The 21,257-nt window shown below is 36.3% G+C and carries 20 protein-coding genes; 3 read left to right on the top strand and 17 right to left on the bottom strand.

Annotation, left to right across the window (positions count from 1 at the left end; genetic code table 11):
* Positions 1-133 precede the first annotated feature (133 nt).
* From ACDZ29_RS22710 to ACDZ29_RS22700, 3 genes are all read right to left on the bottom strand, one after another.
* On the bottom strand, positions 134-562 hold the full coding sequence (locus ACDZ29_RS22710) for a DoxX family protein (RefSeq protein WP_375088745.1): 429 nt from the start codon (positions 560-562) through the stop codon (positions 134-136).
* A gap of 62 nt (positions 563-624) precedes the next feature.
* Positions 625-1,416, bottom strand: a complete 792-nt coding sequence (locus tag ACDZ29_RS22705) for a dioxygenase (protein WP_375088744.1) — start codon at positions 1,414-1,416, stop codon at positions 625-627.
* Between the two features lie 26 nt (positions 1,417-1,442).
* The gene (locus ACDZ29_RS22700; RefSeq protein ID WP_375088743.1) at positions 1,443-2,075 is read right to left on the bottom strand and encodes an alpha/beta hydrolase; all 633 of its coding nucleotides are present in this window, start codon (positions 2,073-2,075) and stop codon (positions 1,443-1,445) included.
* Between the two features lie 363 nt (positions 2,076-2,438).
* Between ACDZ29_RS22700 and ACDZ29_RS22695 the strand changes: the two genes are divergently transcribed.
* Positions 2,439-2,978: a helix-turn-helix domain-containing protein gene (locus ACDZ29_RS22695; RefSeq protein ID WP_375091206.1), complete on the top strand. Its 540-nt coding sequence runs from the start codon at positions 2,439-2,441 to the stop codon at positions 2,976-2,978.
* 87 nt (positions 2,979-3,065) lie between these two features.
* Here ACDZ29_RS22695 and ACDZ29_RS22690 read toward each other — a convergent pair whose 3' ends face one another.
* On the bottom strand, positions 3,066-3,578 hold the full coding sequence (locus ACDZ29_RS22690; protein WP_375088742.1) for a hypothetical protein: 513 nt from the start codon (positions 3,576-3,578) through the stop codon (positions 3,066-3,068).
* Positions 3,579-3,670: 92 nt separating this feature from the next.
* On the opposite strand from ACDZ29_RS22690, the gene ACDZ29_RS22685 reads away from it, so the two are divergent.
* Positions 3,671-3,952 (top strand): alpha/beta fold hydrolase, encoded by a 282-nt coding sequence (locus tag ACDZ29_RS22685; protein WP_375088741.1) that lies wholly within the window; start codon positions 3,671-3,673, stop codon positions 3,950-3,952.
* Between the two features lie 608 nt (positions 3,953-4,560).
* Here ACDZ29_RS22685 and ACDZ29_RS22680 read toward each other — a convergent pair.
* From ACDZ29_RS22680 to ACDZ29_RS22650, 7 genes are all read right to left on the bottom strand, one after another.
* Positions 4,561-5,748 (bottom strand): thiolase family protein, encoded by a 1,188-nt coding sequence (locus ACDZ29_RS22680; RefSeq protein ID WP_375088740.1) that lies wholly within the window; start codon positions 5,746-5,748, stop codon positions 4,561-4,563.
* A gap of 213 nt (positions 5,749-5,961) precedes the next feature.
* Positions 5,962-6,795 carry a VOC family protein gene (locus tag ACDZ29_RS22675; protein ID WP_375088739.1) on the bottom strand — a complete coding sequence of 278 codons (834 nt, stop codon included), beginning with the start codon at positions 6,793-6,795 and terminating at the stop codon, positions 5,962-5,964.
* 57 nt (positions 6,796-6,852) lie between these two features.
* Positions 6,853-7,899 carry an alcohol dehydrogenase catalytic domain-containing protein gene (locus ACDZ29_RS22670; RefSeq protein WP_375088738.1) on the bottom strand — a complete coding sequence of 349 codons (1,047 nt, stop codon included), beginning with the start codon at positions 7,897-7,899 and terminating at the stop codon, positions 6,853-6,855.
* 59 nt (positions 7,900-7,958) lie between these two features.
* Positions 7,959-8,741, bottom strand: a complete 783-nt coding sequence (locus ACDZ29_RS22665; RefSeq protein ID WP_375088737.1) for an enoyl-CoA hydratase/isomerase family protein — start codon at positions 8,739-8,741, stop codon at positions 7,959-7,961.
* Positions 8,742-8,840: 99 nt separating this feature from the next.
* Positions 8,841-10,025 (bottom strand): CaiB/BaiF CoA transferase family protein, encoded by a 1,185-nt coding sequence (locus ACDZ29_RS22660; protein WP_375088736.1) that lies wholly within the window; start codon positions 10,023-10,025, stop codon positions 8,841-8,843.
* 37 nt (positions 10,026-10,062) lie between these two features.
* Positions 10,063-10,815, bottom strand: coding sequence for an SDR family NAD(P)-dependent oxidoreductase (locus tag ACDZ29_RS22655; protein ID WP_375088735.1), 753 nt, complete (start codon positions 10,813-10,815; stop codon positions 10,063-10,065).
* A 455-nt stretch (positions 10,816-11,270) separates the two neighbouring features.
* Positions 11,271-11,990, bottom strand: coding sequence for a FadR/GntR family transcriptional regulator (locus ACDZ29_RS22650; RefSeq protein WP_375088734.1), 720 nt, complete (start codon positions 11,988-11,990; stop codon positions 11,271-11,273).
* A 429-nt stretch (positions 11,991-12,419) separates the two neighbouring features.
* Between ACDZ29_RS22650 and ACDZ29_RS22645 the strand changes: the two genes are divergently transcribed.
* Positions 12,420-13,325: an NAD(P)-dependent oxidoreductase gene (locus ACDZ29_RS22645; RefSeq protein WP_375088733.1), complete on the top strand. Its 906-nt coding sequence runs from the start codon at positions 12,420-12,422 to the stop codon at positions 13,323-13,325.
* A gap of 1,475 nt (positions 13,326-14,800) precedes the next feature.
* Here ACDZ29_RS22645 and ACDZ29_RS22640 read toward each other — a convergent pair.
* The 6 genes from ACDZ29_RS22640 to ACDZ29_RS22615 all read right to left on the bottom strand — a co-directional run bounded on the left by ACDZ29_RS22640 (position 14,801) and on the right by ACDZ29_RS22615 (position 21,233).
* Positions 14,801-16,408: a tannase/feruloyl esterase family alpha/beta hydrolase gene (locus tag ACDZ29_RS22640; protein ID WP_375088732.1), complete on the bottom strand. Its 1,608-nt coding sequence runs from the start codon at positions 16,406-16,408 to the stop codon at positions 14,801-14,803.
* A 155-nt stretch (positions 16,409-16,563) separates the two neighbouring features.
* On the bottom strand, positions 16,564-17,571 hold the full coding sequence (locus tag ACDZ29_RS22635) for a 2-keto-3-deoxygluconate permease (protein WP_375091205.1): 1,008 nt from the start codon (positions 17,569-17,571) through the stop codon (positions 16,564-16,566).
* Between the two features lie 110 nt (positions 17,572-17,681).
* Positions 17,682-17,933: a hypothetical protein gene (locus ACDZ29_RS22630; protein ID WP_375088731.1), complete on the bottom strand. Its 252-nt coding sequence runs from the start codon at positions 17,931-17,933 to the stop codon at positions 17,682-17,684.
* 205 nt (positions 17,934-18,138) lie between these two features.
* Positions 18,139-18,651 (bottom strand): Gfo/Idh/MocA family protein, encoded by a 513-nt coding sequence (locus ACDZ29_RS22625; protein WP_375091204.1) that lies wholly within the window; start codon positions 18,649-18,651, stop codon positions 18,139-18,141.
* Between the two features lie 653 nt (positions 18,652-19,304).
* The gene (gene wrbA, locus ACDZ29_RS22620; protein WP_375088730.1) at positions 19,305-19,916 is read right to left on the bottom strand and encodes an NAD(P)H:quinone oxidoreductase; all 612 of its coding nucleotides are present in this window, start codon (positions 19,914-19,916) and stop codon (positions 19,305-19,307) included.
* 225 nt (positions 19,917-20,141) lie between these two features.
* Positions 20,142-21,233 carry an NAD(P)-dependent alcohol dehydrogenase gene (locus ACDZ29_RS22615; protein WP_375088729.1) on the bottom strand — a complete coding sequence of 364 codons (1,092 nt, stop codon included), beginning with the start codon at positions 21,231-21,233 and terminating at the stop codon, positions 20,142-20,144.
* Positions 21,234-21,257: the final 24 nt, after the last annotated feature.

Below are 21,257 nucleotides of genomic sequence, written 5' to 3'. Positions count from 1 at the left end.
TCCTGCTCTCTTCCTTCGTGCACTGTAATTTGAATAATCGGCATACCATATCCTCCTATATAACCTATAAAAAGAAAGCATTACTCCTGAATTGAAGTAATGCTCTAATAGAATAATAAATTTTTTAATAGATTTAGCTTACAGCTGTTTTGTTTTCCGTTTCTTGCCCTTTAAAAATGAACTGATCCAGTGCATAAGCTTTAGAGCCAGTGACCGCAAGAGATACTGCCATCGCTAAAAATGCCAAATCCAATTCATATCCGGCCATTTGACCATTCCCTAGAAAACCTACAGCTAATTTTACTTTCATAATTGCTCCTGCCATTAGCAAGACAAACAACACAGATACCAATCTCGTAAATAACCCAAGTACTACTGCGATGCCTCCCACAACTTCTATCAAAGCCGCAGCATAAGCGAGAAACCCTGGCAGTCCAATACTTTCAAACCATCCAACAGTGTTTTCAATTCCACCTTGAAACTTTGATACTCCGTGAATAAAAAAGCTAATTCCTAATACCAGACGTAAAATTAAAGCGCCTAATTCATGTTTGTTTTTCATTTTTCCTGCCTCCATATTTATTTATTTATTTATTTATATAAAGAAATTTGATAAATGATGATTTACTCTGCCTCTCCAAATTGCCATACACTGTGACTAAGATTTCCGTATCGATAACTGCGATGCAGTAACTTTGCACTTTTTTCTTGATCGGCTGCACCCATTGCATAAAAAAGCGGAATAAAATGCTCGTTTCCAAATGGCGGTACCGCAAATTTTGCATTCGGAGCCAATGTTTCGTATTTAAACAGGGACTCTATATCCCAATTACTTATATGCCGTTCTAGCCACTGATCGAAATCAAATGCCCATTGATCAACAGTCCCGTTATCGCTGCCCATATTTAAAACTCTGAGATTATGCACGGTTCCTCCGCTGGCAATAATCAAGATATCTTTTTCTCTCAATGATGATAAAGAACTTCCAATTTTATATTGCTCCTCAGCCGTTAGCCGAGGGTTTACAGACATTGAAATAACCGGAATATCGGCATCAGGATATAGCATCCTAAGGACAATCCAAGCTCCGTGGTCCAAGCCTCGTGTTCTCTCCACTTCAAAAGGCACTTCCTGTTTAGCGAACAAATCTGTGATTTCCTTTGTGACGGCTTCACTGCCTATAGCCGGGTACTTAATACGATATAAAGCTTCTGGAAATCCGCCAAAATCATAAATCGTCTCATATTCGTTTACATTACTCACTTTTTGAGCAGATGATTCCCAGTGTGCTGAAAACAGTACAATCGCTTTTGGCTTTGGCAGCGCCTCGCCTAACGAATGTAAAAACTGAGTATATTCGTTATTTTCGATGGCTAACAGCGGTGCTCCGTGCGCAACAAATAATGCTGGTAGCATTGTCTAATCCCCCTTTGTGTTTTTTATTATTGATTTAAATCATCTAGGATCCATTTCGTAAAATCTTGCTGATTCTTTAATGAAACGGTATGCCCCTCTGGATAGGCTTGAAAAGTTACTTGTGCATCTAACCCTTTAAAAAACTTATTACTTTCGACTCCCCATTCATACGGCAGAACATTGTCAAATTCACCATGGGAAATAAACATAGAAAGCTGATTAACAGGGTTTATTGTGTATTCTTCCTTGACGAATCCGGGGATATATCCACTTAGAGCGACAATTCCTTTAATTCGATTTCCCAATGTTAAGCCAAGTGTCATCGATGCAATGGCTCCCTGGCTGAATCCAAGCAGATAAAAATGCCCCTGATCTAGTGGATAATGTTCAGCTGCATAATCAATAAAGCTGGCCAGCTGACCAATTGCATGATCAAATACTTCCCGGTGTGGTTTTCCATAGCCTTGAATTGTAAAATATGCGAAGCCCGGTGGTTGAGATAAATGGCCGCGTACACTAAAAATGTAAAACCTATCTTCCATCCCATCGACCAACGTCAGCATATTTTGTTCATTACTACCCATTCCATGCAGGACAAAAATAGCAGGATAGGTTTTATTAGGCTCAACCTTAGATGGTTTACGAAGTTCATAAATCATAGGTGACTTCAAAGTGTATCATCCCTTTCTCACTCATTATGCTTGAAACCTAATTGTATTTTTACTCATATAGAAACGATTATTCTTATTGAGAAACAAGAAGCTAAGTAATATGTTTTCTAATATGAATAATTGTTACTTAAAAGATAACAATCCAAAAGTAGAATGTCAATAGATTTATTCACTAATATGAAAATAAGTTTCTTATGAGAATACAAAAGGCCAAAAAATAAAGTTTATAAATAAGTTCCCTCATAAGAATAATTGTTTTCTAAAAGAAAATAACACATCAGTGGAATATCAATATTTTTTTTGCTAATATATAAATAAGTTTCTTAAAAGTAAACTTCAGAGGTGATTAAACTGGATATTGGGAAAAAAATTAGAGCCATAAGAAACCGAAAAAAAATTACGATTGCCCAAATGTGTGAAGGAACAGGCCTTTCAAAAGGATTTATAAGCAATGTTGAAAATAATAATACTTCACCTTCTATAAATACACTAAGTACAATTGCAGACTTTCTAGGCGTTCCTCTCCCTTACTTACTGTTAGATAAGAAACAGCATATGCGTGTCGTTCGAAAGGAGGAAAGAAGAAATTCTTCTTACAATAACCTAAACATTGAGCACTTAGCATCAAAGGGCGGACTTAAAACCATGATCGTTGAATTTCCTCCTGGAGCCTCCATTGGAGATCCACATTCACATGAGGGAGAAGAGAGCCATTTAGTATTGGAAGGGAAAGTCTTAGCTGAACAAGGAGAAGATTCCTTTATTGTAGAAGAAGGAGATTCCTTTAGCTGGAATGCCAGTGTCCCACACTATGTAAAAAACATTGGAGATACCAAAGCAGTAGTGTTCATCTCGATTTTTTCTGATACTGAATTGAAAGATGTATTATAGAAGTCCAAATACTTTAAGAGCAACGCTTAGCAGAGCGTTGCTCTTTTCTATTTTTAATAATACTTACATTGTCCTGTCCATAAATCATTAAAAATTTGAGGCAATCTCATCTAAAACAGCAGTTAATTCTTGTGGAGCCGTATAGAAAGAATCATGTCCAGTGTCAATGTCATATACCTTTTCAACGACAGTGTTTGCAATCGCTTGTTCCTGTATTTCCAAGGGCATCATTTCGTCTTTTAAAGTTTTAATATAAACCTTTGGGACATTTTCAAAATTTACTCCCAGCTTAACCTGCTGATTTAATGCTGCCATACTTTCCCCGCAAAGCTGCATAGCTAAAGGGCCAAACTGTTCGTCTGTCAAAAAACTATAAATTTTTACTTTCACAAATTTTGGGTTCAAATGAGATACCTTGTAATATGGAGTAAAGCTCAGGACGCCGGCTTCGCTCATTGCCATCCAATCTTTAGGAAAAGCACCATGATCCAAGCCAGTTGGACTTTGACCGTCTTTCAACAAATAGCCGCTTAACACAACTAACTTTTTCACTTTTTCCGGTCTGTTTTCGGAAACTTGGCAAGCAATTGCACTACCCAAACTGTGTCCAACTAAGATTACCGGTTCGCTCTGCGATCCAGGATATTTACAATAAACTGAGCATAGCGAAATCACAAACTTTTCTACTTATCATGGGTGCTTGGCATACTAGCTGGAATTGGAACCTTGTTAAAGAAAGATTAGAAGAGTTAGGGCATACAGTTCTGAATCCAGACCTTCCAGGACATGGTGATGACCCAGCTTCGTTAAAAGACCAAAATTTAGAAAGCAGTTTTAATCATCATTTATCCCTCAATTTTATTTGGAATGGTTTTACATTCACTCTCGAAATAGATTGTAAATGTGTTATCAAAACCTTGAGTATAATTGTCCTGTTTCCCCTCTTAAAACAAGTTGTATTTCATAAAAAATGAAACAAGTTTCTTCTATATATATATGTCTTTCCAACGCATTATCGTTTCAATGGTTAACTACATGCTGCTCTTGTTTTTTTTTGCAAGCAGATCATCGTTATCTCAATTTTTTCATGCCCAAGTGCCCTTATAATGTAATAGAAGCAACTGATAATCGTAAAGCTATACAGAAACTCAAATGGTTTAATTCTCATTTTGTATGTTTTGATAGACAAAAAGGGTATTTTTTATCTTGTCTCCTATCACTGTGCAAAGCAAGACAGGCGAAACAACTTCCTCCAACTGTTCAGTGCACCTGATTTGTAACACTTTATCCAAGCTGCGTCTTGGTGTGGATATTTAACTGTTTTAAAACCTATTTGACCATTATCCTGGCTAGCCTTATTTTTTCATTGCTTTTATTTTCATATCAGCTAGATAGCTTACTTGTTTCCATAGAAAAAATACCTTCAAGTGTTTTTTAGGTATACCATACACTTGAAAGTATTTTTTTTGTGTCACTCTATCGATCAATCTCTTCATTCGTTTTTATACTCACATTCGTTAAAAGAGAAGAGACTTGCCCTTCCCCACTTTTTTTATATAACTCATAGCATATTTTTTTATATTCATTCCAGATTCTCAATTAAAATGGCCATTCCTTGGCCTCCCCCTGCACATAATGAAGCAACTCCGTAACGCCCGCCTCTTCGTTTCAGCTCATGCATGAGCGTAATGACGATTCTAGCTCCAGACGCACCTATAGGGTGGCCAAGAGCAATGGCTCCGCCATTCACATTCAGTTTTGAACGGTCAATTGAAAGTTCTCTTTGAACTGCTAAGGCTTGAGAAGCAAATGCTTCGTTAAGTTCAAATAAATCAATATCCTGGATGGAAAGCTTGGTTCTATCTAATAGTTTTCGGATGGAAGGTATTGGACCAATTCCCATTATTTCTGGAGGAACACCTACAGAGGTCCAATCCACAATGGCCGCTTTTGGTTTAAGACCATGCTTAAGTGCATTTATTTCAGTCATTAAAAGAACAGCAGCCGATCCATCGTTTCGTCCACAGGAATTCCCTGCTGTAACTGTCCCATCGGGTTTAAAAGCAGGTTTCAGGCTTTGAAGCTTTTCTAAAGTTGTTTCCGGACGTGGATGTTCATCGGTTTCAAAAACATAAGATCCCTTTTTTGTTTTTATCTCATAAGGAACAATCTCATCCTTGAATTTCCCTGTATTTATAGCTTCCAAAGCCCTCCTTTGGCTTTCAAGTGCGTACTCATCTTGATCTTCCCGAGAGATATCAAATTTTAAGGCCACATTTTCTGCAGTAATGCCCATTCCCATATTGTCACCATATAATTCTTTTGGTTGGTGACCTGCCTCTTTATTTGAATCTACTAAGAAGGCTTGATCTCCTCCAAATCTCGTACCGCGCAAATAGATCGGGGTTTGACTCATACTTTCTGTTCCTCCGGCAATAATAATCTCTGCCTGTTGGGATTTAATCTGCTGGACACCTGATGCAATGGCTTGTATTCCTGATGCACATAATCTATTCACTGTAAATGCCGGGGACTCCAATGGAACTCCTGCTCGAATGGCAGCTACGCGTGCTACGTTAGATGACTCTGTGGATTGCCGTACTTCTCCAAGGATCACTTCATCTATTTTGTTAGCTGGAATATTGGTTTTTTCTAATATCTTTTCAATAACATGTGACGCTAAAAAGCCTGAGTTAACGTCTTTTAAACTCCCTCCAAATCGTCCAATTGCCGTTCGGACACCATCTACAATTACAACTCTATCACTCACTTTTTTTCCCCCTTTATATAGCCAGAAATTAATATAATCAATGATCTTTATACACATTTCTAGATTATTTAAAGTATTATTATCTCCAAAAAAGGTATTAAAAGAATCCCATCATTGGGCAGGCACGATTCATCTATCTATGAGCCACCTAACGCTGCGAGATCAAGGCTTGGACAATTGACTGTCCAAGCCCCTTATGCAAATGTTTATTTTCTACTCGCTTATATGTTGAAGTTCAAGTACATTTCCATCTGGATCATATAGGAAAATTTGATACCAGCCTTCTATTGACCATTCCCCCATATCTGAGAAAGCTACATTATTCTCTACTAATCTCTTTTTAATGGCCTCAATGTCATCAACACGGAAAGCTACATGTCCCGTTAGAAGCGGATTTACATAATGTCCCGTTTTAAAACCATTAAGTAGATCTCTTGCAGCGATATGAACTTGGTTTCCGTTCTCGTCCACTAAAAATCTTGTTTCTCCATCATAGTGATTTAAAATTCTTCCACCATTCATTTCCTTACTCTCAGTCAAACCTAATACTTCCCTGTAAAAAAAGGTCATTTCTTCAACATTATTTGTACTAAAATTCGCATGGTGCAATTGGATATCCATTTTATGATCTTCTGGTTCAGCATCCACTTGTTGAACTTCAAGGCAATTACCGTCAGGGTCGTATAAAAAGATTTGGTACCATCCTTTAATAGACCATTCGCCAAAATCTGAATAAGGTACATTATGTTTATCTAATCTTGCTTTTAATTCCTCAATGTCATCTGTACGAAATGCTAAATGGCCCGTTAGAAGCGGATTAACATAGTGTCCCGTTTTAAAACCATTAAATAGATCCCTTGTAGCGATATGAATTTGATAATCTCCCCCCGCTAATAAAAATCGGGTATAAGTATCATATCCCCGGCCCGAAACTTCTTCCCCACGCATTTCCGTACTTTCTTTTAAACCTAATACATTTTTATAAAAAGAGGTCATTTCTTCAACATTATTCGTACTAAAATTATAATGGTGTAATGTAACTTTCATTTTATTCACTCCTAAATCTATATTATTAAAAACTATGATTATATAATTTGATATGAATTATGGTCGGAGTAAAACCTTTACTCCTTCTCCATTTAAAGCAACTCTAAAAGCTTCTTCAAATTCCTCTAATGGAAATTGATGTGTGATGGAAGGAAGAACATTTAATTTATTTTCTAGTAGTAGCTGTTCCATTAAGTCCCAAGTCTCCCACATCATGCGGCCAGAAATTCCACTTAAGGTTATTTCCTTTGTTGCTAAACTAGATAAATTTACTGGAACGTCTCCTGGGAACAACCCAACCATCACAGCTTTTCCGCCTTTTTTCAAAAATGGTAGCGCTTCATTAAATGCCTGGGCGCTTCCCGTCGTTTCAATAATCACATCAGTTTTGTTATTCCCATTGAATATAGAAGATATCGGTGTTTCAGCTGGGTTAAAGACTTTAAATTCACCACATTGAGAAGCAACATCTAATCTGGTTTGTTTTAAATCACTGATATATACTGATTCAGCTCCTAAGGCTAAGCTTGCACACGCTGAGTAAAGGCCAATTGGACCGGCTCCGAGAACAGCAACCTTTTTACCTTGTACATCCCCAACTTGAGCAGCATGCACACCGACTCCCAGAGGTTCAAGAATGGCTGCTACTTTTTCAGGAATGAAATCAGGTACTTTACGCAGGCAAACTTCTGGAACCAATGCCCATTCAGCAAAACAACCATCGATATGAAGACCGAAATAGGTTAAATTATCACAAATATGCTGGTTACCATTTAAACATAATTCACACTCACCACACGGTATATGCGTTTCTACACTTACTCGGTCTCCAACTGCGAAAGAAGTTACACCTGCTCCAAGTTCAACAACTTCCCCTACACATTCATGTCCTGAGATACCTGGAACTTTGATACCAACTCCTGCTGCCCAATTATTCCATTGATAAATATGAAGGTCTGATCCACATATTGCAGATAATTTGACACGAATTAGAACTTCGCCCTTACCAGGCTTAGGAATTTCGGATTGTTTAAATGTAAAACCGGGCCCTTTATTTTCTTTAATAAGAGATTTCATTGTTTTGACAAGCGATTTCGTTGTCATATCGTCTACCCCCTTTTAATTTGATTAAAATCAATTTTTATTAAAGTATGTGGAAATGACTACTTACCAATAAACACAGGCGACCTTTTTTCTACAAAAGCTCTAATGCCTTCATATCTGTCTTCCGTATTTAAACAACGACTGTAGTAAACATTTTCTTGTTCCCTAGCTTCTCTATCGATCATTCCGTGTAAATCATTAACGGATGACTTGCAATTTTGAACGGCAATCGGTGCATTTTTTTCAATGCTTTCCGCAAGTTCGATTGCTCTGTTATATAAAACGGATGAATCGGTCAACTCATTCAATAATCCTGCTCGATTAGCTTCTTCTGCCATAACGAACTTACCCGTAAAAAGCCACTCTTTTGCAATATGCATAGCAACCTTTCGCTGCAACAAGCGCGAGCCGCCGCCTCCCGGCATAATGCCACGAGTAACCTCAGGAAGACCAAAGACAGCATTTTGTGAGGCGAGGATCATATCGCAATTAAGCGCTAATTCGAAACCACCCGCTAGAGCATATCCATCCACGACAGCGATGACAGGCTGTGGTAAATCAGCAATTGCATTAAACATTTCTACAAAAATTTCATGATGACGATGAAATTCCTCTTCAGATATTCCATTTCTTTCTTTTAAATCTGCACCAGAACAAAATGCCTTTGAACTGGATGAAGTCAGCAGCACAACCCGAATATCGCTCTTTGCTATTTGCTGACAGATGTCAATAATTTGTTTTCCCATTTCCGTGTTAAATGCATTCCGAGCTTCAGGGCGATTTAAGACAATTTTTCCTATTGTGCCCTTATCCCCTATTCTTTCCCAACTTGCAAAAGCCATTTAATCACTCCCTTTAACTTTGTAAACGATATTGAAAAAGAGTCTTATAATTGTAATCATATTATCAGACAACTTGTTCAAGCCATGTTCTCTTCTTTTTTACACTACCTTACCATCCTTAAGTTTTTCGATTTCCATTTCTGTATAGCCTAGTTGCGATAAAACTTCATCTGTATGCTCTCCAAGTAGTGGCGGATATTGCCGTACTGTACTTGGTGTATCTGAAAATTTAACAGGAAATCCTGGCATTTTTAAATTTTTAATATGAGGATGTTCGACGTTGATAATCATTTCTCTCTCAATGATTTGAGGATGGTTGATAACTTGATCAATCGTATGAATAGGGCCACATGGAACCCCTGCCCTTTCGGTTTTCTCAAAAACATCCTTACTTTCCATAAGAACTAATCTGCTCGTAAGGATTGGAATGAGCTCGTCGCGGTTGGCAACCCTGTTTTGATTTGTTTTAAAACGATCATCCTCCAACAAATCCGTCCAATCCATAGCCTTACAACATTTTACCCATTGCCCGTCATTACCGACAGCCAATATAATATATGAATCTTTTGTTTGAAAGGCTTGATAAGGAACAAGCGTAGGATGGGCAGATCCCATTTTCCCCGCAGGTTTTCCGGTTGCTAAATATCCTGTCGCCATGTGGTTTAGAAGCATGACTTGTCCATCTAATAAACTAACATCAAGGTGCTGCCCTTTACTCGTCTTTTGTCTGGAGAAAAGAGCACTTAGTATTCCATAGGCTGCAAACATTCCAGTCGTTAAATCTACAATCGACATACCTGCCTTTACTGGTGGGCGATCCGGTTCCCCGGTAATACTCATTAAACCTCCAAAGCCTTGTAATAATAAATCATAACCTGCCCGATGCTTTTCTGGACCTGTACGACCAAAACCAGATATGGAGCAGTAAATTAAACCTGGGTTTATTTTCTTTAATTCTTCATAACCAAAGCCCATTTTATCCAGTGCTCCAGTTCGAAAATTTTCTACTAACACATCCGACTCTTTGACCAGCTTATAAATAATTTCTTTGCCCTCTTCACTCTTTAAATCTACGGTTATACTTTTTTTATTTCTATTGGCTGTAAGATAATAACAGCTTTCTCCATCCCATGCAGGAGGAGTAAATCTTCTTGCTTCGTCTCCTGTTTCGGGTTGTTCTATTTTAATAACATCTGCTCCAACATCACCTAATAACATGGCACAGAAGGGGCCAGCAAGGGTTCTTGATAAATCTAGGATTTTGATTCCTTCTAGAGGTTGCATTCATATCTCTCCTTACCATTATTTTTATGTAGTATCTTTATATATTTCGTGCCCCCAAGCTTTTACCACCATCAACATGTAATACTTGACCTGTAATATATCTAGCTTCCTCAGATGCAAAAAATAGAACCGTATTAGCTATATCTTTTGGCTCTCCAATCAATGGTGTAGGCTGAGCTTGAATAAGATTTTCCTGTACCTTTTGAGGAAGATTACGGATTAAAGGTGTATCAATTAATCCCGGCGCAATACAGTTTACCGTAATATTGAATTTGGCAAATTCAAGTGCCAGTGAGCGTGTTAAACTTACAAGACCTCCCTTAGAAGCTGAATAGTTTGATTGGCCAACCTGTCCTAACCATGCACGGGAGGAAATATTGATAATTCGACCGTACTCAGCTTCTTTCATATGCCCCAGTACAGCCTTGGAACAAATCCAGGCACCCTTTAGATTTACATTCATTACAAGATCAAAATCTTCCTCAGGCATTTTTAAGATCAAATTATCTCTGACAACCCCTGTATTATTAACTAATGCATCAATTTTTCCATAGCGTTCAATTATTTCATCAACCATCACCTGTACTTCATTTGTTTTTGTGATATCTGCTTTTAGACTAATAGCTTCCTGTCCTTGTTCATTTATATCTCTTGCAACCTTTTCAGCCTTTTCTAGATTCACATCATTAATAACTATTTTCGCTCCACTTTGTGCTAATTTCTTAGCAATGCCTTCTCCAATGCCACTACCGGCACCTGTGACTAAAATTACACGGTTTTTTACATTCATTTATACGATTTCCTTTCTGAATTTAAGTAACTATACAAAAAAAAATAAGAAAATTTCAAACTTCGACCCATTTTACCCCTATTACTACTACTTTTTAAATAAACATCACATAACCAAAGATTCTAAAGTCACTCTTCCAACCTATTATAAGGTTATCAGACAAGCAGAATAAAAGGCTGTTTTATAAAAAACCTAATCATTTACTTTTTAATAACGCTTTCAAATACATTCATATTTGATGAGTGAATACTTACTATTCAACCCTCTACCTATAAGGTTATCAGACAAGTTGGGAATGGTTAGATTTTCATTAGGTTTTATTAAAAATATCATAATATTATATCTTTGTCTACGGATTATTTAGAATTATCAATTTTTTTAAAATGGGACCAGAGAGTATTTTCTCTCTGGCGTATTTTTGTATATATCAGAAAATTAATAACTAATGTAAAAAATCAATTATATTTTGATTTCATATAATTTCGTAACTCGTACTCAAAATGTTCCATATGTTCCTTTATACTTTTATGTGCCTTCTTTACATCTTGTTCTGCAATAGCTTGATAAATATTTTTATGTTCTTCTAAAATGATGTTTGCTGATAATGGATTACTGAATCCCATTCTACGTATTTCTCTCATTGCTTTTTCCATTTGTTCAGAAATGGTATCTAATAGTCGTACCATAATGGCGTTTTGAGTTGCTTTAGCTATTGTATGGTGAAAGATCATATCTTCCTTTTCACTTTCCTTTTTGTTTAATACGTTTACTTCCATTTGATTTATAATTTGTTTAAACTTTTTCAAATCCTGATCTGTTCTTTTACTTGCTGCTAACTCTACGTTGGAAATTTCTAATGATTTACGTGCTTCCATTAATTCAAGAATGGTTTTGTCACTTAAAAGTAATCCAGAAAAGTCTGGCATTCCGACACTTTCTGGGTCTATTTTACAAATTGTACTTCCTTCACCCTGTCTTGTTTCAATAAGTCCCATAATTTTCAATGCACTTAATGCTTCTCTGATCGTTGAACGTCCTACTGAATAGAGCTGACACAATTCTTTATCAGAAGGTAATTTATCTCCTGATTTTAGTTTACCATCTAAAATTTGTTGTTTGATATGGTCAGCAATTTTTTCATAAATTCTTACTGTGGTCATTTTTAGTGGTTCCATGTTTTCCTCCAAAATTTTAATTTATATTCCCCAAAAATTTATAAATTAAATATAGACATTAAAAAAGTTATTTGATAGTATATGTTTAAGAAATATTTCCGATTTTTCAGAAAAGTATATTAATTCCTGTCTGATAACCTTATATACATAATACCATATCCGAATGATACATTGATAACACTTCTTTTTTTTGTAAAATTCATTATATCATTTCTGGTATTTTATTTTCGTTATTAAATTGTCTGATAATCATATATATTGGTTGTCAGATAACCATATAATATATTAATTCAGATTAAGTAGGTTTGATACAAGCGACTTAATAACTTGGTCCGAATTATAAATTAATATAATTCGGACCAAGTTTACTGAATGAAAAGTAAAAATACTTACAAAAGTATAGTTTTTTCGTGAAAGGGGTAGAAGAATATGACAACAAGTAAAGGGCGTATTGGATTTATTGGGGTTGGAACAATGGGTAGACATATGGTTCATAACCTAATCAAAGGTAACTATGAAGTATTTGTCTATGACAGGAAACAAGAGGCTTTAGATTATGTTGCAGCAATTGGTGCAACACCTGTCGAAACGTTGAAAGAATTAATTGAGGTAAGTGAAACTGTATTTGTAGCAGTTCTTACAGATGATCAGGTTAAGTCAGTTATTGCTGGTGAAGGCGGATTATTAGAATATGCTACACCTGAAAAACTTATTGTAGTTAACAGTAGCGTTAATCCTCAAACAGTTCTTTCTATGGTAGAATTAGCTATTCAAAAAGGGATTAATGTTATTGATGCACCTATGAGTGGAGGCGAACCAGGAGCTATCGAAGGAACCCTTACCTTTATGGTTGGAAGTAATGAACAACAATTGTTCGAGCGGATTCGTCCAATTTTAGAACATTTAGGAAGCAATATTTTCTATGCCGGTCCAACTGGATCGGGAGAAGCTATAAAACTGGCCAATAATCTAATGGCACTATGTAATAATTTAATAGCTTTAGAGGCGGTCAAATTAGCAAAAGGTTACGGTATTTCTGAAGAACAACTTATGGAAGTTGCACATCTAAGTACTGGAAATAGTTTCATTGTAGAAAACTGGGATTACTTTGGAAACATGATGCAAACGCATTCATTAGCTGGAACAAGAGAGGTATACAAATTCCTAACAAAAGATATAAAGCTTGCAGTTGAATCCGCAAATGCCATCGACCTATCCTTACCGATTGGCGGACTTTGCTGGCAACTATCAGAAGCAGAATTAGAAGCAAGAGATAAATCAAACATAGAATCAGGACGTTTATACAATTCACCATTTACATCTCAACTTGCTTAATATCCATTATTCTTCCTACTAGTAAAAAATGGCGTACCAATAATAGAAATAAACCTTGTAGACAGCCTACAAGGCTTATTTCTATCTAACTTTGGTCTAGTCCTATCTAAATTTAGTAAATGATCTGCAAAAGCTCCGTAGAATGGGTATATCCTCTCTCGCTCACCTTATCATGGGCTGCTCTCCAATCTGATGTTCAATGATATAATGATCAAAATATAGAACCTACTCATTAATTGATTTGCTCCATTAGTTTCTTTATTTGATATATACCTTATTAAGGCATTCGTTTTGATAGTTATGTTTATTGATAGACTTATTTTTTTTAACTAAAACAAAGGCTCCTATGATTAAGAGTATATCAATCATTGAGATGTAAGGAGTCTTCCCCTAAAAAGATTGATCAGAAAAAATGTCTATTACTGGCACCCATTATAAAGATATAGAAGTTTTCCCACCTTCTACTGAGTTCAAAATAAATGACCAAAGTGTATAAGCAACTGTTGAACCAATCACTCCTGCATAATGCAGGATCGCGATTGCTTCCCAACTCCATATTATGGTCTAAACTTGTTCAAATAATAAGGAACATATAAAAAGCCCCAATTTTCAAATTACCCTTTTGTCCGCTGTAAATTGCCATTTCGACAACCTGTACTTCTTCTAAGATTAAATCCTCGTCCCTTAACATTCAAATCTTCTAGGAATGGATCATTGAGTATCCCTCCGACTTATTTCCATATTCTGATTGTTCCGCATGAGTGTTGAATTGCTCCTTGTTAATTAAATAAGGTCCACCATCATGAATAGCGCGTATCCGTTTTTGGTGTTTGATTAAAACAATCTTGCCAAAGCCTCGCAGCCGGAGGTATGAGCAGATAGATAATAGCCTCCATCTAAAAATTGTCTCCATTCCATAGTATTCCAATCTCTGCAAGCCCTTTCCAGATACAGCTCCGTTGTGCTTCGGTCCTGGTGGCCAAACTCCTTTTGAATGAGAAAAATGTCCGCTCCCTGCTTAATGATAGTAATTTTATTTTATTCACTTCATTTTAAGTTTCCATGAAAATCTAAAGAAAAGGGGATTGAAATACCAACTTAAATGCCAAAGCGGCTGCCCCCTCCGCTAAAATCATTCAAAACAATGATGATATAGACTTTTTACGGTTTGTTGCCAATGAGGAGTATATACATATCCTCCCAGAAAGCCTAAGAAACGAGTACCCCAAAAACGCCACCCCCTAATCTATCAAGGGGTTGGCGTGTCTATTTTCAGGGTAGTTTTACTCAATTCTTGTTAATTGCTAAAACAATAATATCTCTAGATACTTCTAAACCAACAAATTTTTATACAGCCCTAATAATTTCGACTCTTTTTCGTATATAGCTCTACATTTAGTTTTATTTTGAGTAGTAAAATTATGAGGAATTGCAACCTACATTAAGCCATGAGAGAGCCGTTTCGTTCATTATGATTAACGTGAACATGTATAGCTTGCTGCTAAATTCACGTCACCAATCCCATTATACTGAGGCCAAGCAGGGAACTCACACAATGGTCTTGTACGATAATTATTAGCTTTATCAGTTGTAAGTAAATCAGTAGGTTCAGATCCAGTTGCTACCCATCCATCTAATTCTCCTAATAGATCCGCTGACATGTTGAAATCACCAGAACCATGACCATAACCAGGGACCATATAAAATTGAGCAAATTCACTTAATTTATCTCCAAATTTATTTTCTAGCTGATGATAATACTTAATAGTTCCGTAGGGAGTAACAACTTCATCCGATGTGCCATGAACTAAAATGAGCTTACCACCTAAAGCTTTGAAAGCTGATAAATTAGGATCCGATGGTTCGAGAAGCTTTGAAGCCGTTTGAATTTCTTTTTTCCATTCGTCAGGGTTAAAGGTGAAAGTATCTAAATTTGGGTTTTTCGTTACCATGTAACGAAGAACTCGGTCAGAAAATTGACTCATACTTCCATAATCTGAGAACGCCTTCGGTGTAAATGTTGATCCAAACTGCCCTCCGATATCCGCACCTTGAAGTTGAGAGTATCCAGCTGTAGAATCGACTTTATTATTAAAAGAGAATCTAAATTTCATCGGTGAGTTATACGTTTGAATTACATCAATTTGTGCATCAGATAAACCTGCGTTACTCAACGCATCAAGGATTTGGTCTTCTTTATTCTTACACGCTTCTGTGTTACTGATAATTCCATCCGCTGCACCATCTAAGGAATCACACGCTTGAAGTACTATACGATTGATATGTTTGTTTTCTTCGGGGCTAATCCAGCCTTCACCATTATTTTTGTATAAAGCTTGCATGTTTCGATTGTCTTGAACTGCCTTAGCAATCCAATTATAAGTAGGAAAAAAAATAACAGCACCATCATAGTCTTGCGGCCAACGTTGAATCACCACTAACGCTTCACGTCCACCTTCAGAGCCACCTGAAAAATATGTTTGACTTGGCTTCATCTTATAATAATCCTCAATGATCGTCATGGCTACATCATGGGTTTTCTTAAGTTGTTCTCCTGCAAAATTAGCTAGCGCCTCATCATTTGTGGCCCACGAAGCATCCCAACCAGCAGATACATGGCCAGAATCACTTCCAAAGGTTACATAACCTCTTGCCAACGGGGTAGGAGTATTGATTGGATCATAAAAATTGCTATCTAAACCTGTTACTACAGACCCATTAAATCCTCCACCACCCACTTGTAGTGATTTTCCATTCCAGTTTGAAGGTAAATTGACTTCGAACTGAATATCTGGTGCAGAAGAATCGACCGGGTGAATTGAACCTAACACCTTACAAAAGTCTAGGCTTTTATCATCTGCAGTGAGTATAGCTGAAGTAATGGAAGCACCTGTAGTACGTAATCCAATAGAAGATTTAGAAATACTTTTACCGCTTAGGTTTGAACAACTTGCCTCACCTACCGTAGTACTCATTTCTTTTTTCTGAGCCTTTGTTTCTTCTGCATAAATCGTGGATCCTAGTATACTATTCGCAATCAAAAGGACTAACACGAAAGAAATAGAACATTTTAACCTACCCATCTCTCTATCCCTCTTTTCATATATATAATAAACTTCAGTTGTTTAAGGTTAAAAATAACTGCCAATTTAAACCTTAAATCCCCCTACTCATCTGCGAAAGCACTTTCAAAAAAAGCTATTTCAAGACTTTTTGTGAGGGTTTATTACTTACTTACTTACTTACTTACTGTTTTTGATTCTACGAACTCTAATTCCTGATTTATTTGGTTCTTGTTCTTCTTCTCTAACCTTTTTGCAAGAAAAGCAACATAAATCGGTAACAGAATTCCCGATGTTACACAAGCAGCGGCTATTTGAACTGTAGCAATTTCTACTTCTGGAGCAAATGCTGCACTCACAGTAGCGATCGCAGCAGGAGTAGCAATGGCATTCCCAGCAACAGCACCTTCAGCTACACCTACAATTGGATTCCAGCCTAATTTTTTGAAAACAAGAGAACATGTGGTACCAGTTAAAAAGACAGTTAATACACCCAGAGCAACACCTGCTAAACCACCTTCAAGAATAGAACTAAAATTAATCCCCATACCAAGTCCAAATGCCATAAAAGGAATAAGAGCGTCAACGCCTTTTGTTAAAAAGTCTCTCATATCATGGTCTATGTTACCTAAGATCATTCCTAATATAAGTGGTAAAAGTACGGCAACAAAATCCATAATTGAGAATAGATTACCACCAAATCCCATTGCTCCAAACATAGCTAAGGCTATCATGGTTAAAAACGGACCATCGTTTAAAGATAAAACGCCAATTGCAGCTCGGTCATCCGGTTTCCCGAATTGACTAGCAATGGCAATGTACATCGTACCATTGCTATTTGTCATAGCTGCAATAACAGCAAGAGGAGCTAGACCTAAAAACAATCCATTCGGACCAGCCAGCATATAGGCAATAATACCAAATACAGCACCAATGACCCACTTTGTAACTAACATCGTTGTTCCTTTTGCTAAAGCACTCTTTGCCGTTTTTAAGTTAATTTCAGCACCTATACAAACAAAGAAAAAGGCGATTAATGGAACAACTCCATTGACAAATAAGGCTTCTGTAAAACCACCGATTCTTAATAAGTTAGGAGCAAATGTATTAACGATTGCACCTAAGAATAGTGGAATAATCATGATTCCCCCAGGAATTCGATCCAAAGTTCTTTTAATTGGCACCATAAATTTTCCTCCTTCTTAATGAGAAATTTCATTATTCTAAAAATACAAAGGTATTTATAGATAAAATATACAAAATACTACTTCAACCAATTTCAGAATCTGAAGGATTAGTTAATAGCAGTAGCAGTTATATAGTCTTCTAACATAATCACTCGTTTTTCTACAGCAGACTTTTGGGCTGCTTCAATAATTTTAAGTTGTGTAATAATCTTTTCACCAGATGTAAAGGGTTCTCCATCTTCAATAATGGAATCATCAAACTCTTTCATTTGGATTGCAAAATTGTGAGGATTAGGTGCCCCTGACATTATTTTTTCCTCATTAACAATAAGATCTGTATCCGCTTTTCCATTAGACAAATATCTGTCTCCTGTTTGACTCCAATATATACTGCCATCTCTTCCTATAATGTTTCCTTCATGTTTTTGGATATCTATTATTTGTTCCTAAGAAGCATGTTGCTTGAGTACATCGTTAAATCCAATGACAATCGTAATGTCATCATGACCTTCAAAATCAGGATTGTTGTTAGCGCCTTGAGCAAATACAGATACTGGATCTCTATCATCTAGGATCCATAGAGTAATATCTATTGCATTGTGATCCAAGCATTGGATAGACTAATCCACCTGTAGCTTCTTTTGACTGCCACCAAGGTGGAGCAATGTTTTTATCAAAGTAGCAAGTAAAGTTGTATAGTGAATTAGTGATTTTTCCTATTTTGTCAAAATGTTTTCTAGCTTCATCGAATGCTGGGAAATATCTTCGGCTTTGTGCAACCATCAGTTTTTTATTATTCCGTTTTGCAGCTTCTACCATCGATAGACCTTCTGCAACAGATGTCGCCATTACTTTTTCTACTAGAACATGCTTACCTGCATCGCTAGCTTGTACAGAAACAGGCTCATGTAAGTTATGAGGTAAACAAATTATAACTGCATCTATATCTGGATCTGTTAAAGATTCTTCTACTGATGAGTAATAAGGAACATTCAATTCTTCAGAATATGCCTTGGCCAAATCTTCCTTTATATCTACAACAGCAGATAAATCACATAATTCAGGCCAATGATTGATAGCATCAATATGTGTACGTGCGATTCTCCCTAATCCAAAAATAGATATTTTTACCTTTTTGACCCATTCACCACCTCCCTGATTTAATGTTTATAAGGTTATCAGACAAGTTGTTATGTAAGGTTATCAGACAGGATGGCCTATACAGAAGACAACCGAACAAGCAAAAAAATAATGAAAAATATTAAATAATTTTTAAAAAAACTTCAAGAAAATATTTGTTAATAAACAATAAAAATTTGCTACTATTCATATAAGATTGTTAGGTTATCAGACAAGTTGTCGTTTCGATAAGAATGAATATGTATCTTTCATGCACTCACCTCTCAGAATAAACTGTAAATAATATGAAATTTGACTAAAAATCAAAAGAAAAATGAAACCCCTTACAAAGAATATTAGCAATTGAAATTCTATTTGTCTACAAAATTTTCTGAATCTTTATTATACATAATAAATATATAACAAACATAGATCGGTTTTTTGCGGGTTTAAAGATACTATTTACTCTATGAATAATTAAAATGGATAAAATATGGTCTTACTTAAGGCGATAATTTGAGCTTATTTAAGTGCTATTTTGCACATTAAACTTTAAAACCCAGCTACCTTCACATGAGAAGATTAGCTGGGTTTCGTCATTTGGAATATATTTATTGATTACCTTTTTTAACCCAATCCGCAACTGTAACTGTACGTTTAGCTTGATGTTTTACAGCATCTTTAACATCCTCAATCATCTTACCATCTTGTCCGACTGTTACACTTGTTCCATATGGATTTCCGCCTGCACCAAATAGTACCGGATCCGAATAACCAGGAGTAGCTATGATAGCACCCCAGTGCATCATAGAAGTGTATAAGGATAACAATGTAGCTTCTTGACCACCATGTGGGTTTTGTGCAGAAGTCATCGCACTTACTACTTTATTCACTGTCTTACCGCTTGCCCAAAGCCCACCTTGGATATCGAGGAACTGTTTCATTTGTGATGGCATATTCCCAAAACGTGTTGGGACACTAAAGATAATAGCATCTGCCCATTCAAGGTCAGCTGATGTTGCTAATGGAACGTCTTTTGTTGCTTCGACAGTTGCTTTCCATACTTCATTTCCTTGTATAACAGATTCAGGAGCTAATTCTTGTACTTTTAATACTTTCACTTCAGCACCTGCTTCTTTTGCTCCTTCTTCAGCCCATTTTGCTAATTGATAATTTGTTCCACCCATGCTGTAAAATACCACTGCTAATTTAACGTTTGACATATTTTCCACCTCCTTTGATTCACCAAATAATTTGCTTAAAAACTTCAATGCAGATATCCTCATTTTTCTGATAGTATCCCTCAGCATAGACATAAATATTATCTGCTAGATGGAATCCATTTTGATTAATCTTTTTTCAAAATGGATTCTTTTTTTACCATAAATCTGAGTTTATCCAGTAATTTTGACGACACTTTATTTCAAAGCTATATTTGATCTTGTTTGTTATTTAGCAATTCTTACGATAGGTTTAAGTGTTACACCGGTTTTTGATTCTTCAAAAGCCTTGTTGATATCTTCAAAGTCGTAAAATTTCACTAATTTGTCAAATCGAAATTTTCCTTCTTTAAAATATTGAATTAATTTTGGAATGTGTAATTGAGGAACGGAATCTCCTTGAACCGTACCCATAACTTTTTTACCTTCCATTAATAAATCATTCGTAAAGTTTAACGTAACATCTCCACCCATACCAACGATAGATACTGTACCTGAAACTCTTAATGCATGAATTGATTGGATGATTACTGGAGTTGCACCAGTTGTTTCAACAGCATAATGAACGCCACCGTCAGTAATTTTTCTAATTTCTTCTACGACATCTACTTCTTTACCGTTTAATACATGAGTTGCACCAAGTTCCAATGCAAGATCTAACCGATTTTGATGAAGATCGACTACAATGATATGTTTTAACCCCATAATTTTAGCTGCCATTACTGCACTTAAACCAACTGCACCTCCACCATAAATAGCAATAGAGGTACCCGGTTCAGGACGTAAACTATTCATTACTGTACCACTACCCGTTTGGATTCCGCATCCTAATGGACCTAATAGTGCTAAATCAACATCTTTATCTACTTTTACCACATTGTTTTTGTTTGCAACTGAATAGGTTGCAAATGACGATTGACCAAAGAAAGTAGAAATTGCATGATCATGTTGATGAATATGGTTAGAACCATCTTTTGATTTACCACCGAAGTTAAGCTCAACTGTTCTTTCACATAAATTCTGATGACCAGACAGACATTGTGAACATTCACCACAATATGAATAAGAAAGAACAACGTGATCTCCAGGTTGTACATTCGTGACACTAGACCCAACTTTTTCTACGATTCCAGCGCCTTCATGACCAAGTACAGATGGAAATGGAGCCCCTCTTCCTTTAATGGATTCTGCATCTGTATGGCAAACACCAGTAGCCACGATTTTAATTAAAACTTCGTCAGGGCCAGGTTCTGTTAATTCTACTTCTTCAATTCTTAATTCTTCATCGACATTATGTGCTACTGCTGCTTGAATTTTCATAGTTGCCTCCTAGAGTTCAGTTAT

Source organism: Peribacillus sp. RS7 (assembly GCF_041956845.1).
In the GTDB taxonomy this organism is placed as follows: Bacteria; Bacillota; Bacilli; order Bacillales; family DSM-1321; genus Peribacillus.
Note: the sequence above shows the minus strand (reverse complement) of the source record. Positions and strands in the feature narration are given on the sequence as shown.